Source organism: Thalassospira sp. NFXS8, assembly GCF_040148805.1.
In the GTDB taxonomy this organism is placed as follows: domain Bacteria; phylum Pseudomonadota; class Alphaproteobacteria; order Rhodospirillales; family Thalassospiraceae; genus Thalassospira.
Map to the genome: position 1 here is coordinate 1037408 of NZ_JAGEMF010000001.1, position 16400 is coordinate 1053807.

Genomic DNA, 16400 nt, shown 5'->3' on the forward strand with positions numbered 1-16400 from the left:
AAAATTGCCTAGGTCATCCCCTATGAACATATTCCCCCAGACAAAGGATTTCCCATGACCAACGGCTTGCCCGCAAATGCCCACGCCCTTGAAAACGGCCTGATCGAGATTGCCCGCAAGGCCGGTGCGGCAATCATGGAAATCTATAAAACCGATTTTGAAGTGCGATCCAAGGATGACGCGTCGCCGGTCACCGAGGCCGACGAAGCCGCCGAAGCCATTATTCTGCCTGGCCTGCATGCCCTGACACCCGATGTTAAAATCGTATCCGAAGAAAGTGCCGCGGCAGGCGATATTCCCGATGTATCAACGGAAACCGATTTTTTCTGGCTGGTAGACCCGCTGGATGGCACCAAGGAATTTATCAAACGCAATGGCGAATTTACCGTCAACATCGCGCTGATTGCCAAAGGTGTGCCGGTTATGGGGGTTGTTTATGCCCCGGCGCTGGAAAAGCTGTATTTCGGCGGGCCTGACGGTGCCAAGCTGATTGAAAACGATACCGACCCCAAAACCACCACCATCACTGTACGCCCCATGCCAGATAATGGCATCGTGGTGGTTGGATCGCGGTCCCATGGCGACCCTGAAGCAATGAAAGCATTTTTGGGCGATTTGAAAGTTCGCGAAATGCGCCCGGCAGGAAGTTCGCTTAAACTGTGCCTGATCGCACAGGGCGAAGCCGACCTTTACCCGCGCCTGGGTCGCACCATGGAATGGGATATCGGGGCGGGCCATGCCGTTCTCGCCGCTGCCGGTGGCATGGTTGAAAACATGGATGGCCGCCCGTTTATTTATGGCAAGGGCGATTTCGCCAATCCCTATTTCATTGCGCGCAGCCCGTCGGTGCCTGTCACCTACCAGCACTGATCCCGCCTGCCGATTCTGGCGGGAAAACCGGCAATATGACCAAAATAATTACGCACGCAGGATGGAAATTATTTCGTCCTGCGTGCCTGTTTTCCCGCCACCATCAATGTGCCTTGCACAAAGCCCGGATGTTTTTAAGCCATAATCAATGCGATAAACGCAACGCAGTGCAACATAATCCCCATAGCTACGAAACGGTATTGAAACCCGCAGAAACCTTGACTTTTTCATAAACCGGGAATACTATAATTTTATCGCCACACAACGTGTAGGTGACGTAAATAGCCGCCGGAATCACGGCGACGCGGTTCGGATCACTACCGCGGAGCGATACCGAACTATAGCGTAAAAGAGCCGCCATTTATGGCGGCTCTGCGGTGTTTGGGGTACATCACCGGGTATTTTATTATACCCTGCCATTTCGGCCATATGCCAGCACGGCCATTGCCACACAAACGGCAACCACCGACAGCCCCGGCAAAGCCCAATTCCCTGTAGCCCCCAAAAGCGACGTTCCCACCGCCGGGCCCATGATCGCCCCCAATGTATAACTTTGCGCCACCAGCACCAGCACTGCCGGATCATACCCCCGTGTGCCACCCGCTGCGGCCAGTAACACCGCAACGGTATAAAGCCCGGCCACACACATGCCGATGACAAAGGCAATGACAACGCCAAAACTGTCATAGGTTGCGCCCGTGGCATTGCCAAATCCCATTAAAACCGCCCCGGTCAGCAGAAATCCCAGGCATAACAGCCCCAGCCGGGCGCCCCCGACCCGGTCAGCCAGATGCCCCAAAACCGGCTGGCACACAGTACCGCCAATGGCAAACACCGTCGCCAGCCATAAACCGGCCTGGGCGCCCCCCAAACTGCGTTCGGCCTGAAGCGGCAACACCGCCAAAAAACACACTTCAAGAAAACCCGCGACAAAGGCAATTACAGCCAGTTGCCAATGCCCCACCCAACGATGCCCGGCAACAACCAATGCCCGCGCCAGATGGTTCTGCACGGCATCAATCATCCCCCTGAACGTGAAACGCCCCCGGCTATTTCCCCCCATAAGAAACGCGGTTTCCGGCTTATCCACCAAACGGGCGATGGTGATATTGCTATTTGTATTGCTTTCACCGGCATCAGATGGTTGCAGCCCGTTATGCGGCCCGCCCGCACCATCGGAACGGCGGGTTATTTCCATGCGCAGGCGGGGAAAGACACTGGCGCACCCCGCCGGTATAATCGCCCCGATAATGGCAAGGCCCATCATCAAAACGGGCTGATCCCCAAGCCATGAAATGGCCGCAGGGCCAAGGGCAATGCCCAACCCCATCAGGGTTTCATGAATGCCCACGGCGGCCCCGACCCCGCTTTGGGGGGCCAGTTGCACAATCAACCCGTCACATACCGTCCAGCGTAAAATAAGGCCCAACCCGGCAAACATTACCAACGGCATTAGAAACCAGCCAGCCGGGGCCATTACCAGAACCCCTATCACCAAAGCCGATGAAACACTGCTGACCAGTAAAAGCCAAAACGGGTGAAACCGGCGAACCAGCCCCGGTGTGGCAAACCCGCCCACCAGCACCGTCAACCAATACAGGGATAAAACCAGCCCACTTGCCCCGTCATCCATCCCGGCCCGGGTTAATACCAGCGGGATCAGCGTATCCATGACGCCGATTTGCAAAATCTGGGCGGCGAATGATGCCAGATTAACCAGCACCAGGGCGACAAAAACCTGTTTTCCTGAAAGCGACGTCATGACATGGCCCTCCGTGCGGTAAAAACACCGCGGGGGGCCTGACGTGGGTGTTTACCGGCAGGCCGAACAAAACATTTTGGCACACATTTACACGCACCACGCGCGAACCAGCCAACGATCATGGCGACAGCGGTTCAGAATGCCAGGTTACAAACCTATCGCGTCAGACAGCACGTTTCAACATGGCAAGGCCCTGATACCGACCTTCATCGAAACCCGGCACCGAAGTTCGAGGACCATGTTATATTGCAATCGAAAATTCCTGCATTTGCCATATCGGGCAGGGGCGATGTGCCTTGCCTTTGCTCCTTAGTATCGCTAGGTATTTCAACAGATTGAAATTTTATCAATGGTGGTGCCATGTCCCCCGCCCTGACCATTCGTGTTTATTCCGAAGGTGCCCTTGCACAGGCAGCAGGTAAATTGCGTGCTGGCGAACTGGTGGCTTTTCCCACCGAAACAGTTTACGGGCTGGGGGCCGATGCCACCAACAAGGATGCCGTTGCCGGTATTTTTGCCGCCAAACAGCGCCCGTCCTTTAACCCGTTAATCAGCCATTTCCCGGATCGCGATGCCGCAGCGCGCCATGCCGTATTTGATGACCGCGCCAATAAACTGGCTGCGGCATTCTGGCCCGGTGCGTTGTCGCTGGTGCTGCCCAAACGCGAAGACAGCACAATTTGCGAATTAACCACCGCCGGGCTGCCCAGTATTGCCGTGCGCGTGCCTGCCCATGATATGGCCCGTGCCCTGTTGCGCGCGGCCGACCGGCCCATTGCCGCCCCTTCTGCCAACCGGTCGGGCCGTATCAGCCCCACCACGGCGGGGCATGTGGCGGCATCGCTGGGCAATGCCATTTCCATGATTCTGGATGGCGGGCCATGCGGTGTTGGCCTTGAAAGCACAGTGGTTGATTTAACCACCGACCGGGTTGTGATGCTGCGCCCCGGTGGTGTCACCCCCGAACAGATCCGTGATGTTCTGGGCGTTGATGTTGTGATGGCCGAAACCGATGACAATGCCCCGAAATCCCCGGGCATGATGAGCAGCCATTACGCGCCGGGCCTTCCGGTGCGCCTGAACGCAACCACGCCTGATAACACGATCGGCGACGAAGTTTTGCTGGCCTTCGGCCCTGATTGTGCCACACGCGGATTTGCCCAGGTTTTATGGCTATCCAAATCCGGCGATGACCGCGAGGCCGCCGCTAATTTGTTTGCAGTATTGCATCAGGCCGATCAATGCCGGGTCAAAGGCATTGCCATTTGCCCGATCCCCGATACCGGGCTGGGCATTGCCATTAATGACCGCATGAAACGCGCCGCCGCCCCGCGCGGCTAGCCTGCGGCTGTCCTCCTGCTCTGCGGAGCTTGCCCTGTCGCCCGGTTAACATCGTTAATTTTATTTGGAACGCTTCATGCCCACACCGGTTTCGTCTGCCCCAACCGTTCCTGCCGACCTGATTACAGCCTTGCAAACCCGACTGGGGCCTAAAGGCTGGAGCATGGATGCCAGCGTTTTAGAACAGCATAACCGCGAAGCCCGTGGCAAATTTACCGGTGCGGCGAATATTGTGCTTTATCCTGCCAGCACCGATGAAGTTGCCGCCTGTGTGCGCCTGTGCCACAGCGCAGGCATTGCACTGGTGCCACAAGGGGGCAATACCGGGCGCTGTGGCGGGGCCGTTGCCGATAACGGCCAGATCCTGATTAATCTGGCCCGCATGAACCGGATTATCGATACCGATGCCCGTGATTTCACCATGACGGTGCAGGCCGGAACGATCTTGCACACCATTCAGCAAACGGCCGAAAACCTCGACCTGTTATTTCCGCTAAGCCTGGGCGCACAGGGCAGTTGCCAGATTGGCGGCAACCTTGCCACCAATGCCGGCGGGCTGAATGTTATTCGTTATGGCAACACCCGCGATCTGGTTTTGGGGCTTGAGGTTGTGTTGCCCGATGGCACAATCTGGAATGGCCTTTCCAAATTGCGCAAGGACAATACCGGCTATGATTTGCGCGATCTGTTTATCGGGTCCGAAGGAACATTGGGCATTATCACCGCCTGCACCCTGAAACTGTTTCCACGCCCGCGCCAGACGGCAACGGCATGGGTCGCCCTTGAAACTGTTGACGCAGCGCTGGACTTGCTGGCCCTGGCGCGGCGGGAAAGCGGCGATGCCATTGCCGCCTTTGAACTGATGAGCCAGTTCGCCCAGGATTTATGTATCCGCTATATTGAAAATTGCACCACGCCGCTGCAAACAACAGCACCGTGGTATGCAATGATCGAAATTACCTCGTCGCGCCCGTATGACGATTTGGCTGATGTGATGCAAGGTTTGCTGGAACGTGCCCTTGAAAGCGGTTTCATCAGCGATGGCACCGTCGCGCAGTCCGAAGCACAACGCGCCAATTTATGGGCATTACGGGAAGGTATTCCTCCGGCGCAAACCCGCGAAGGCGGCAGTATCAAACATGATGTTTCCGTGCCGGTTTCATCGGTTCCCACCCTGATCGAACGGGGCATTGCCCAGGCATTAAAACGCATTCCTGGCATTCGCCCGTGCCCGTTTGGCCATGTTGGTGATGGTAATATCCATTTCAATTTCAGCCAGCCGGTCGACATGCCCCGCGATATGTTTTTGGCCCAGTGGGAAGATTTAAACCGCGATATCCACGATATCGTCGCCGATCTGGGCGGATCCATCAGCGCGGAACATGGCATTGGCCGGTTAAAAGTCGATGAATTGGCGCATTATGCCGACCCGGCCAAAATACAGCTGTTAAAAGCCATAAAACAGGCCATTGACCCGCAAAACACCTTGAATCCGGGTAAGATTATCAACCATAAATAACATTATGGGTCCGCTCACAACAGGTGCCGGGGCAAGATGTTTGATATTGAAACCTATTCCCCGCTTAATGTCCTAAAACAGGTCGATGACGACATCTGGCTGGTTGATGGTCCCGTCATCGGGTTTCGGTATCTGGGCCTGAAATTGCCCTTTCCCACCCGGATGACGGTTGTTCGTCAGTCCAGTGGTGAAATCTGGCTACACTCCCCCGTCAAGCTGTCATCTGCCTTGCAAATTCAGATCGATGCCCTTGGCCCGGTTCGATACCTGATTGCCCCCAACACCATTCATTATGCCAGCATCCCGGCATGGCAAAAAGCATACCCGGATGCACAAAGTTTTGGCGTTACCGGCATTCACAAACGCGCCCGTGCCAACGGAACAGAGATCAGGCTTGATCACATTCTGGGTGACGCCGCCGACCCGGGATGGTCTGGCGAAATTGACCAGCTGGTGGTGCGCGGCGGGTATTTGACCGAGGCGGTATTTTTCCATCGTGCGTCCAAAACCCTGATCCTGACCGATCTGATCGAAAATTTTGAAGCCCCCAAAATCAAAAGCCCGATCTGGCGCTTTTTGATCAGATTATTCGGATCAATGGACCCGCACGGTGCGGCCCCGCGTGACATGCGTGCCACCTTTATTGGCCACAAACCGGCATTGCGCAGTGCCGTTTCCCAAATGATAGACTGGCAGCCCCAACGGGTTATTCTGGCGCATGGCCGCTGGTATGACAAAAACGCCGTTGCCGAATTAAAACGGGCTTTCGCCTGGGTGCGATAAACGACAAAGGCAGGTTGAACGAATAAAAGGGGCGCGACCCTGCCGCACCCCTTTATAAACCCGATCTGAAAATCAGATATCAAAGCCGCTTATTTCGGCCCTTCCCAGTCATTCAAGGCATCGGTTTTCATCTGGCGGCGTTCTTCTGGCGAAAGTTTCCAGTTGTCGCCAAAGGCGGCTGACTCCCACGACCCATAAGTCGGGTTTGGCAGCATAAACCAGCGTTCGCCCCAGTAATCGGCATATTCATCCATTTTGGCGATACGGCCTTTGATATCGCCGCCCATGTCATCAACGAAATCGCCAAAATTATCGCCAAACATCATGATGATACGATGATCGGCCGCCACGGCCTCCCAGCGCGTGCCTTTATCCGATCCCCATTCCTTTTTTTCGCCGCGCACCATAACGTGGTCGGCATCGGCATCGGGAAAGCCATATTTCTTAAGATTGTTGATGGTGGCGGCTTCTTCACCGGCTTTGCGGTTGGTGACGTAATAAACAGCCACCCCTTTGTCCGCAGCAGCCTTGGTCAGTTCCAGCGCGCCCGGGGTCGGCGTTGACATTTCGGTATTTACAAATTCCGCCCAGGTTTTGGAACTATAGGATGAATCCGCCGTTACAACCCACGACTGATAGGCCGAGTTATCAAGAACGGTTTCATCAACATCAAGAATAATGGCCGGTGATTTGGACATATAATTGTCGCCCTGTGCAAGGGCCGCAGTCCAGCTGTGGTCACCAATGGCGGCCCCAAGCAAACGTTGTGCGCCAGCATAAACGGATTTGGCCGTGGCTTTATATTCAACCGAGGTCTGATACCACAAGGCGGCATTCAACCCGTCATTTGGTTTTGCGTCCTGTGCCTGGGCTGCAAAAGATACCAAGGTGGCAAGTGCTGTGGCACCGGCCAGTTTCATAAATACGTTCATCTTATCATGCTCCCTGTTGTCTGCCCGACGGTTGACCGCCCGGTCAGGATCATTGGCAGGATGCCATGTTGACCGAACTTGAAAACCCCTTTTTTTGCCATTACACCGACAATCGCCGTTAAATGCGACATTTTCGCCACGGCCCGCCGCAAAACAAATTCGGCGCGATTATGCAAATCGCGCCGAAGCAGAAAACCATATGAACTTATTTACAGAGTCGAACGCTTTTCAAACCCGGAAAGATCTTCAACAATCGGCACGGCTTCTTCGTGAATACGGTCCACACGCGCATTTTCAGGGCCTTGCTGTGCCGCATTCAACATGGACTGCACCACCGATGGTGCCCCGCAAAAAACCGCTTCGACGGTGCCGTCACGACGGTTCCGCACCCAGCCTGTCAGGCCGCGCTTGCGGGCCTGTTCAACTGTCCATGCCCGATACCACACCCCTTGTACCCGGCCTTCAATCCGTACCAGTACAGCAATATCACCGGTGCCAGTTATCGGGTCGGGGTCTGTCTGTGACATGGTAAATCTTCCTTGGTTATCTGGGCATACGGCTCATTTGGCGCCGGGGATATCGGCGTGCAAATGGCTGTTTTCCTTAAAAATGCGTTTTTGCTCGTCACTGGCCGGGGCCTGATGGTTATCTTTCCATTCGTCATAGGTCATGCCGTAAACCACTTCGCGGGCCTGATCATAATCCATCGCAACATTATGGTCGCGCGCAGCGGACAAATACCATTTCGCCAGGCAGTTACGGCAAAACCCGGCCAAATTCATCAGGTCGATATTTTGTACATCCTTGCGGTTTTGCAAATGCCCGACCAACCCGCGAAAAGCAGCGGCTTCAAGTTCCAGGCGGGTTTGGGCGTCCAGCTCGGCGGCAATACCGCCCCCGGTTGCGGCTTCGTCACTTAAATTCGATCCGGCACAGTCAGACATTTTCCATCCTTTCGGCTGCACGCTGTTTGCTTAGTGATGTAATCAGTTCGGGAACTTGCGCAATGTCGGCTGCTTCACAAAACAGATCATTATCAATTTCGATCTGGCCGACCATTTCATGAACCCAGGTAATTTCATAGGGCACATGGATGGCTGCGCCACCGCATTCCAGCACCGGTAAAATATCGGACTTCATCGAATTGCCGATCATGACGGCTTCATTTGGTTCCACGCCATAACGCCCAAAAATGTTGCGATAGGTCAGTGGGTCTTTTTCCGAAACAATCTCAATCCCGGCAAACAGCTTTTCCAGCCCCGAACGCTCGATTTTAAGCTGCTGGGCAATCAAATCGCCCTTGGTAATCAAAATGATTTTACAATCAGCTTCGCTGGCAAAATGGCGCAACACTGTTTCGGCCCCGTCGATCAAACGGGTGGGTGCGCGCAACATCGATTTGCCAATTTTCGCCAATTCATGAATTTCAGCCGCGCTAATCTTTTTGTCCGAAAGTTCGATCGCGGTTTCAATCATCGACAGGGTAAAACCGGTAATGCCGTAGCCATAAATCGACAGATTTTCCAGCTCGGCCTGATACAGCCGTTCGTCAACCGTATCGGCATCGCCATAATTTTCCAGCATTTCGCGCAAACGTATATGAGCATCGCGAAACAGCGGCTCGTTGTGCCACAGCGTATCATCGCCATCAAAGGCAATCAGTTTGAACATTCACACTCTCTTGCATCGTTTCTTATAAAGGTGCCTTGCAACAGGTCGGCTCGGCAAAGGCTGGCCGACCATATGCCAGCGCCAGGCAGCGGTAAAGCCCTGCCCTTTTGTATTTAATATGCGTACGGCCCCGCGCAAAGAGGCAGTACCGCGTATTTGCATCACGTCGCGGTGAACAGGATGCCAACGGCAAAGTATGGGGACGGATGATGGCATAGAACGCGCAGCATCGTTTTCCCCGCATCAAACAACCTGTAGCTTTGTGCAATAAGTCCGTCTGACTGTGTATATGCCAAAACACAAGGGGCACCTACCTTGCATCCAGCCCGAACGGGGCGGGTTAAACAGCCCCAAACAGATGCAAGGAAAATACCCATGTCCGATATCGAAAATAAAGTCGTGGCCATCACCGGTGCCAGCAGCGGCATTGGCGAAGCAACAGCCCGCCTGCTGGCCGAAAAAGGTGCCAGTGTTTTTTTGGGTGCACGGCGCACCGAACGGCTTGAAGCCCTGGCAAACGAGATCAATGCCAAGGGGAGCAAGGCCGCATTTGCCAAACTTGATGTGACCGATGCCCAAAATATGCAGGAATTTGTCGATGATGCGATTGCGCAGTTTGGCAAGCTTGACGTGTTGTTTTCCAATGCCGGTGTCATGCCACTCTCCATGCTGTCATCACGCAAAACCGATGAATGGAACCGCATGATTGATGTCAATATTCGCGGTGTGCTGAACGGTATCAATGCTGCCCTGCCGGTTTTTGAAAAGCAGGGATCGGGGCATTTCATCAATACCGCCTCGATCGGGGCGCATGTGGTGGTGCCGACCGGCGCGGTTTATTGTGCAACCAAATATGCCGTCTGGGCCATTTCCGAAGGTCTGCGTCAGGAATCCAAAACCACACGCGTTACCACCATTTGCCCCGGCGTGGTTGAAACCGAACTGGGCAATGACATTACCGAAGAAACATCGAAAAATGCGCTCAAGGAATTCCGTAAAACCAGCCTCAGCCCCGATGCCATCGCGCGCGGCGTTGCCTACGCCATTGAACAGCCCCAAGACGTGGATATCAACGAAGTGATTATCCGCCCGACTGTCAGCGTGTTTTAATCCGCGAACAACAAAGCCGCCGGGAATGCTCCGGCGGCTTTGCTTTTTTCGTGATATTGGCGCGACCTTAAATCAGGCGTCGTCTTTTTCAAACTCGATGATAATCGCATCAACCGACAGGTTGGCACCTTGCTCGGCATGTATGGTTTTGATCACGCCCTTACTTTCGGCTTTCAGCACGTTTTCCATTTTCATCGCTTCGAGAATGCAAAGTTCCTGTCCGGGCTGAACCGTCTGCCCTTCCTCGACCGAGACCTTGACCAGAAGGCCCGGCATCGGCGAAAGCAGGAAATTCGACATATCGGGCGGGGCCTTGAACGGCATCAGTTTTTGCAGTTCGGCAATACGCGGGCGCAGAACCTTGATGGTCTTTTGCACGCCATTGGTTGCCAGACGATAGCCCGTCCCATCAACATCCACCTGAACGCAGAGCGGCACACCATCAATTTCGCCGAAAAACAGGCTGTCGCCAATTTTCCAGTCCGACACCACACCAAAGCTGCGGTCACCAATGGCAACAATGTAATCGCCATTAACACCGTCAATTTCGATATCAAACGGGGTGTGGTCATCGCCGGTCACGGCAACCCAGCTTTCATGCACCGGGGCGGCGTTATCGCGGAACTGCCCGGTAATGCCGCCATTGCGTTCGGCCATGCGCTGGTTGATATAGGCCACCACCGTGATCAGGGTTTGCGGGTCATCATTGGGCAAATCATCGGCCGAGAAACCGTTGGGATATTCTTCGGCAATGAAATTGGTGGTGATATTACCATCCTGGAAACGTTTATTGGCCATAACCGCCGCCAGAAACGGAATATTATGCGAAATACCGCGAATGAAATAGGCATCCAGCGCGCTTCGCATATGATGGATCGCTTCGGCCCGATCTGCGCCATAGCTGACCAGCTTTGCCACCATCGGGTCGTAGAACATGGAAATTTCACCGCCCTCGAACACGCCGGTATCAACGCGGACATTATCGGTTTCAACGGGCGGCTGATAATGCACAAGGCGCCCGGTTGAGGGCAAAAATTCGCGGAACGGGTCCTCGGCATAAATGCGGGTTTCCATTGCCCAGCCGGTTAAGGTCACATCGTCCTGGCGCAGCGTTAATTCCTCGCCAAAAGCAATGCGAATCATCCATTCGACCAGATCCTGCTTGGTGACAAGCTCGGTCACCGGATGTTCAACCTGCAGGCGGGTATTCATTTCAAGGAAGTAGAAATTTTTGTCTTTATCGACAATGAATTCCACCGTCCCGGCGGAGCAATAATCCACAGCACGCGCCAGGGCCACCGCCTGTTCGCCCATGGCCTTGCGGGTTTCAGGGTCGATAAACGGTGACGGAGCTTCTTCCACCACTTTCTGATGGCGGCGTTGAATGGAGCATTCGCGCTCGCCAAGATAAATCGCATTACCGTGTTTGTCGGCCAGCACCTGAATTTCAATATGGCGCGGCTGTTCGACGAACTTTTCAATGAATACACGATCATCGCCAAAGCTGGAGGCTGCTTCAGACGTGGCACGCTCAAACCCTTCACGGCATTCGGCATCATTATGCGCAATGCGCATGCCCTTGCCGCCACCGCCCGCCGATGCCTTCAGCATCACCGGATAACCAACTTCGTTGGCGATTTTCACCGCTTCGTCAGTATCCTTGATCACGCCCATATAGCCCGGCACGGTCGAAACGCCGGCATCGGCCGCTATTTTTTTCGAGGTGATTTTATCACCCATGGCGCCAATGGCACCGGTGGGTGGGCCGATAAATTCAATTTCAGCTTCGGCCAGGGCCTTGGCGAAATTCTGATTTTCAGACAGAAACCCGTAACCGGGGTGAACAGCCTGCGCACCGGTTTGCTTGCAGGCATCAATGATTTTATCGATCAGCAAATAGGACTGATTGGACGGGGCCGCGCCGATATGCACGGCTTCATCCGCCATTTGCACATGCAGGGCGTTTTTATCGGCGTCGGAATAAACGGCAACAGTGGCAATGCCCATTTTGCGCGCCGATTTAATAACACGGCAGGCAATTTCGCCACGGTTGGCAATCAGGATTTTGGTAAACATATCTGGATGCTCCGGGCTTATAACGGGATGTTGCCGTGTTTTTTAACGGGGTTCTTGATGTCCTTGTTGCGCAGCATCGCAAGCGATTTGCACACCCGGCGCCGGGTGCCATGCGGCATGATGACATCATCGATAAAGCCCTTGCGCCCCGCGACAAACGGATTGGCAAATTTTTTGCGATATTCTTCGGTGCGGGCTTCGATTTTGGCCGGGTCGTTCATATCGGCCCGGAAAATGATTTCCACCGCCCCTTTGGGCCCCATCACGGCGATTTCGGCACTGGGCCAGGCATAGTTGACATCCCCGCGCAAATGCTTGGACGCCATCACGTCATAGGCCCCACCGTAAGCCTTGCGGGTAATGACGGTTACCTTGGGTACCGTTGCCTCGGCATAGGCATAAAGCAGTTTGGCGCCGTGTTTGATGATACCGCCCAGTTCCTGTGCGGTGCCCGGCATAAAGCCCGGCACATCGACAAAGGTAACGATGGGAATGTTATAGGCATCACAAAAACGTACGAAACGGGCGGCCTTTTTGGAACTGGCAATGTCAAGGCACCCGGCCAGAACCATTGGCTGATTGGCAACAATACCAACACTTCTGCCATCCATGCGGGCCATACCGATGATGATGTTTTTGGCGTAGTCCGGCTGAATTTCGTAAAAATCGCCTTCATCAACGGTTTTTAGGATCAGTTCCTTCATGTCGTAAGGCATATTGGGGTTTTCGGGCACCAGGGTATCAAGCGAGAAATCATCGCGATTAACCGGGTCCTCACATTTGCGTGCCGGTGGCTGTTCCTTGTTCGACAGCGGCAGGAAATCGATAAAACGGCGGGTTTGCAGCAGCAAATCAACATCGTTTTCAAAGGCCAGATCCGCCACCCCGGAAACGGCGGTGTGCGTCATCGCCCCGCCCAGTTCCTCGTGGGTGACTTCTTCGTGGGTAACGGTTTTCACCACATCCGGCCCGGTCACGAACATATAGGAACTGTCCTTGACCATGAAAATAAAGTCTGTCATCGCCGGGCTGTAAACTGCCCCACCCGCACACGGCCCCATGATCAGCGAGATTTGCGGAATAACACCCGATGCCTCGACATTACGCTGGAACACATCGGCATAGCCCGCCAGGCTTTCGACCCCTTCCTGAATACGGGCCCCGCCCGAATCATTCAGGCCAATCACGGGTGCGCCCACCTTCATGGCCTGGTCCATGATCTTGCCGATTTTGCGCGCATGTGCCCCCGAAAGAGCACCACCAAAAACGGTAAAATCCTGGCTAAACACAAATACCAGACGGCCATTGATTGTGCCGTGGCCCGTTACCACGCCATCACCGGGAATGCGGTTTTCGGTCATGCCGAAATCAACGCAATCATGTTCAACGAACATGTCCCATTCCTCGAAACTGTCTTCATCAAGCAGCACATCAAGGCGTTCACGGGCGGTAAGCTTGCCTTTGGCGTGTTGCTTGTCGATGCGCTTTTGCCCGCCGCCCATTGCGGCGTCGGCACGCATTTCTTCGAGTTTGGTGATGATATCCTGCATGCTGGCTGATCCTTGTTTTTGGCCCGGCCGGAATTAAAACAGCTTCCCGCAGAATGCGGGCGCAAAATTGAAATACCATTATTCGGTACTGGAATGCCAATTATTTTTACACGGGTTATTTTAATACCGCAATGGCGCAAACACCTGAATTCCCTAACGTCAAAGGAAAATACCAGCTGAGACGGAACTAAAGTCTACCCACATCAGAAAGGTCGCATATAACGGGAAAAGGCAAAAACAGGGCAATTCAAACGTGTAAAACACCCCAAATTGCCCTGCCCGATGCAATATCGCAAGACCAATACCTAGCAGGCCGCGATTGTGCGATAAGTATTGCGGCCCCCTTTTTTCGCCAGATACAGCGCACGGTCGGCCTTGCGATACAGGTTTTCAGCATCACATTCGCAGCCTTTGCAATAGCTGATACCGATGCTAGCCCCAACGATGATTTCGTGGCCGTCAATCATACGCGGGCGGCCTATTTCCTGAATGATCCGGGCAGCGGGAATTTGCGCTTCTTCGGGGTTGGCCATAGCTGGCAGTAAAATGGCAAATTCATCGCCGCCCAAACGGGCCACCACATCGGCATCGCGAAAACGTGACCGCAGAAAAGTCGCAATTTCGATCAGCAATTTATCACCGGCCGGGTGACCATAGGTATCGTTTACCTGTTTGAACCAGTCGAGATCAAGCAGCAACAAGGCAACGTTCTGCTTGATCCGTTCGCTCAGCCGGATGGCCTGATCAAGGCGATCATTAAACAGGTGCCGATTGGCCAGCCCGGTTAACGGATCGGTCAGGGCCATCTGGCGAATTTGCGCCTCGATGGTTTTCGACGGGGTAATATCACTGTGTGTTCCCGACATGCGAAGGGGGGTGCCATCAGCGGCACGGTCAAATACCTTCCCCCGGTCCAGCACCCAGACCCATTTACCGTTTTTATGGCGTATCCGGCATTCACATTGATAATAGGTGCTGCGCCCGGCGAAATGTTCATCCAGCAAACGATCCGAAGCCGCCAGATCATCGGGATGGCACAAATCGCGCCAGACCTGAATGCTGAGTGGTCCCAGTTCTTTCAGGGTATAGCCAATAATTTCGGCCCAGCGTTCGTTAAAACGCATGTCTCCGGTTTGAATGTTCCATTCCCATGTGCCAGCGTTAGTACCACGAATAATTTCGTCCAGGCGCTGGCGTTCGGCTACCAGGTCCAGGTTTGCCTGTTCAAGGCGATGGGCGTAATCATTACGTTCGGTGACATCGAAGATTATCGAATGCAAAAATTCCTTGCCATGAATACGGATGGTTCCGGTATTCACCTCGACATCGCGAACCTCGCCGCTGGCAAGACGATGATGAAAGCTGAAATGGGCAGAACCATCGGTAACTGTCCGTTCCATCGCCATGCCAACCTGATCCCCCGTCTGCACGTTGATATCCCGAATGGTCATATGGCAAAGCTGTTCATGGCTATAGCCATAAAACCGCAAGGCAGCAGCGTTTGCATCGTGAATAACACCGGTTTCAGGATCTATCAGCAATTTGATCGCCGGGTTATGGAGGAACATCTGCCGATAAATCGACTCACGTTCTGCCATTGCCTTTTCGACGGTATAAACGTCGCTGATATCGGAGAAGGATATTACGACGCTGTCAAATTCATCGGTTTCAGGGTTATAGGCAGGAATAGCCTGCATCCGTACCCAAATTGTATCGGAGGTAATGGACCCACGACAAACACCGATAATGGCCGCATCAAAAGCAAAGCCGGTACGCAACACAACATTAACCGGATGGTCTGCAATATCGATCGGCGTGCCGGTTTCATCAAGCAGGCGCACCCCGTCAGCAAGGGGATGCCAGTTTTCAAACTGCGCCGGATTAACGCCCAGAATGCCGGACGCAGCAGCATTGTGCCGTACTACCTGCCCCGACAGATCATGCACCAGAATACCCTCGGCAACATGATCAAGAATAAATTCGTTACGTTCGCAAAGTTCCTTGCGGGCGCGCATTTCGCTGTTGGCAGCATCCGGCAAGGCCCGCATGCTGCCAACAATTTTCGGGTTTCCCTGGGCAGCACCCATTGTTGTTATCATCGCATGGTCAAGCACCTGAACCCATGCCCCATCGGTACGCCGCAGTCGAAACTTGCGAACGATGGCACCGTTGGTCCAGTTTTGCGGATTTTGCGTCAGGTTTAATCTGGCGACATCATCAGGATGTAACAAATCCTGCCACCAGTTTGCCGCCGTCAGATTAACCTCGTCAGGGTGCAACCCCAGCAAGGCACTGCAATTGGCACTGATATAGCTGCCTTGCGGATCTTCAAGATCAACACAATAAATAACACACGCCACGTCACCCGCGGCATTTTCGCCATCAACAATGCCAGCCGTGAAGCCGTCATCATGCAACCCGTCGGCTTTAGCCCCGGTATGAAAAAGCGCGTTCATATTTTTTTATTACCACCCGCCTGCCCGCACCAAACCCGGCCGCATAAACACATCGATATGTGCATATGCCGGGTCTGCTACGCTGGTATCGTTATGGTAATTTCCCTTTTGTTTCCCACTCTCGACTTCACCAACAGTATAGGTACAAGAAGCATTCCAAAAATTGATCTGGCTTAAATCTGCCCCATAAATATGTTGTTTTCAGCCGACTATTTTAAATTTTTCCGATTTTTGGTCGAAAAACAAACCCTAATCATTTGTATAGATCACATGCATTCAAAAGCATGATAGTGCGCCCCTTAATAACGGCGCGACAATCCACCATCGGAT

Annotated in this window: 13 protein-coding genes; 5 read left to right on the forward strand and 8 right to left on the reverse strand. The window is 53.8% G+C overall.

Annotation, left to right across the window (positions count from 1 at the left end):
- Positions 1 to 54 precede the first annotated feature (54 nt).
- Positions 55 to 870, forward strand: a complete 816-nt coding sequence (gene cysQ, locus J4E05_RS04685; RefSeq protein ID WP_349592834.1) for a 3'(2'),5'-bisphosphate nucleotidase CysQ — start codon at positions 55 to 57, stop codon at positions 868 to 870.
- A gap of 406 nt (positions 871 to 1276) precedes the next feature.
- On the opposite strand, the gene J4E05_RS04690 is transcribed toward cysQ, so the two are convergent.
- Positions 1277 to 2632, reverse strand: a complete 1356-nt coding sequence (locus tag J4E05_RS04690; RefSeq protein WP_349592836.1) for an MFS transporter — start codon at positions 2630 to 2632, stop codon at positions 1277 to 1279.
- 360 nt (positions 2633 to 2992) lie between these two features.
- Between J4E05_RS04690 and J4E05_RS04695 the strand changes: the two genes are divergently transcribed.
- The 3 genes from J4E05_RS04695 (at position 2993) to J4E05_RS04705 (ending at position 6275) form a co-directional block, all read left to right on the forward strand.
- Complete coding sequence (locus J4E05_RS04695) at positions 2993 to 3973, forward strand: L-threonylcarbamoyladenylate synthase (RefSeq protein WP_349592839.1); 981 nt, start codon at positions 2993 to 2995, stop codon at positions 3971 to 3973.
- 76 nt (positions 3974 to 4049) lie between these two features.
- Positions 4050 to 5492: an FAD-binding oxidoreductase gene (locus J4E05_RS04700; RefSeq protein WP_349592842.1), complete on the forward strand. Its 1443-nt coding sequence runs from the start codon at positions 4050 to 4052 to the stop codon at positions 5490 to 5492.
- A 36-nt stretch (positions 5493 to 5528) separates the two neighbouring features.
- Complete coding sequence (locus J4E05_RS04705; protein ID WP_085593934.1) at positions 5529 to 6275, forward strand: DUF4336 domain-containing protein; 747 nt, start codon at positions 5529 to 5531, stop codon at positions 6273 to 6275.
- A gap of 89 nt (positions 6276 to 6364) precedes the next feature.
- Here the strand turns inward: J4E05_RS04705 and J4E05_RS04710 are convergent, their stop codons facing one another.
- The 4 genes from J4E05_RS04710 to J4E05_RS04725 form a co-directional block, all read right to left on the reverse strand.
- Entirely contained in the window at positions 6365 to 7207 is an 843-nt protein-coding gene (locus tag J4E05_RS04710) for an HAD family acid phosphatase (RefSeq protein WP_349592845.1), read from the reverse strand.
- Between the two features lie 209 nt (positions 7208 to 7416).
- Positions 7417 to 7734: an acylphosphatase gene (locus J4E05_RS04715; RefSeq protein ID WP_085593928.1), complete on the reverse strand. Its 318-nt coding sequence runs from the start codon at positions 7732 to 7734 to the stop codon at positions 7417 to 7419.
- 33 nt (positions 7735 to 7767) lie between these two features.
- Positions 7768 to 8151 carry a DUF1244 domain-containing protein gene (locus J4E05_RS04720; RefSeq protein WP_349592849.1) on the reverse strand — a complete coding sequence of 128 codons (384 nt, stop codon included), beginning with the start codon at positions 8149 to 8151 and terminating at the stop codon, positions 7768 to 7770.
- Positions 8144 to 8878, reverse strand: a complete 735-nt coding sequence (locus J4E05_RS04725; protein WP_085593924.1) for an HAD family hydrolase — start codon at positions 8876 to 8878, stop codon at positions 8144 to 8146. Before J4E05_RS04725 ends, J4E05_RS04720 begins: the two co-directional genes overlap by 8 nt.
- Positions 8879 to 9253: 375 nt before the next feature.
- Between J4E05_RS04725 and J4E05_RS04730 the strand changes: the two genes are divergently transcribed.
- Positions 9254 to 9988 (forward strand): SDR family oxidoreductase, encoded by a 735-nt coding sequence (locus tag J4E05_RS04730; RefSeq protein ID WP_349592851.1) that lies wholly within the window; start codon positions 9254 to 9256, stop codon positions 9986 to 9988.
- Between the two features lie 72 nt (positions 9989 to 10060).
- Here J4E05_RS04730 and J4E05_RS04735 read toward each other — a convergent pair whose 3' ends face one another.
- The 3 genes from J4E05_RS04735 to J4E05_RS04745 all read right to left on the reverse strand — a co-directional run bounded on the left by J4E05_RS04735 (position 10061) and on the right by J4E05_RS04745 (position 16070).
- Positions 10061 to 12064: an acetyl-CoA carboxylase biotin carboxylase subunit gene (locus tag J4E05_RS04735; protein ID WP_349592854.1), complete on the reverse strand. Its 2004-nt coding sequence runs from the start codon at positions 12062 to 12064 to the stop codon at positions 10061 to 10063.
- Between the two features lie 17 nt (positions 12065 to 12081).
- Positions 12082 to 13614, reverse strand: a complete 1533-nt coding sequence (locus tag J4E05_RS04740; protein WP_349592858.1) for an acyl-CoA carboxylase subunit beta — start codon at positions 13612 to 13614, stop codon at positions 12082 to 12084.
- A 305-nt stretch (positions 13615 to 13919) separates the two neighbouring features.
- On the reverse strand, positions 13920 to 16070 hold the full coding sequence (locus tag J4E05_RS04745; RefSeq protein WP_349592861.1) for a diguanylate cyclase domain-containing protein: 2151 nt from the start codon (positions 16068 to 16070) through the stop codon (positions 13920 to 13922).
- Between the last annotated feature and the right edge of the window lie 330 nt (positions 16071 to 16400).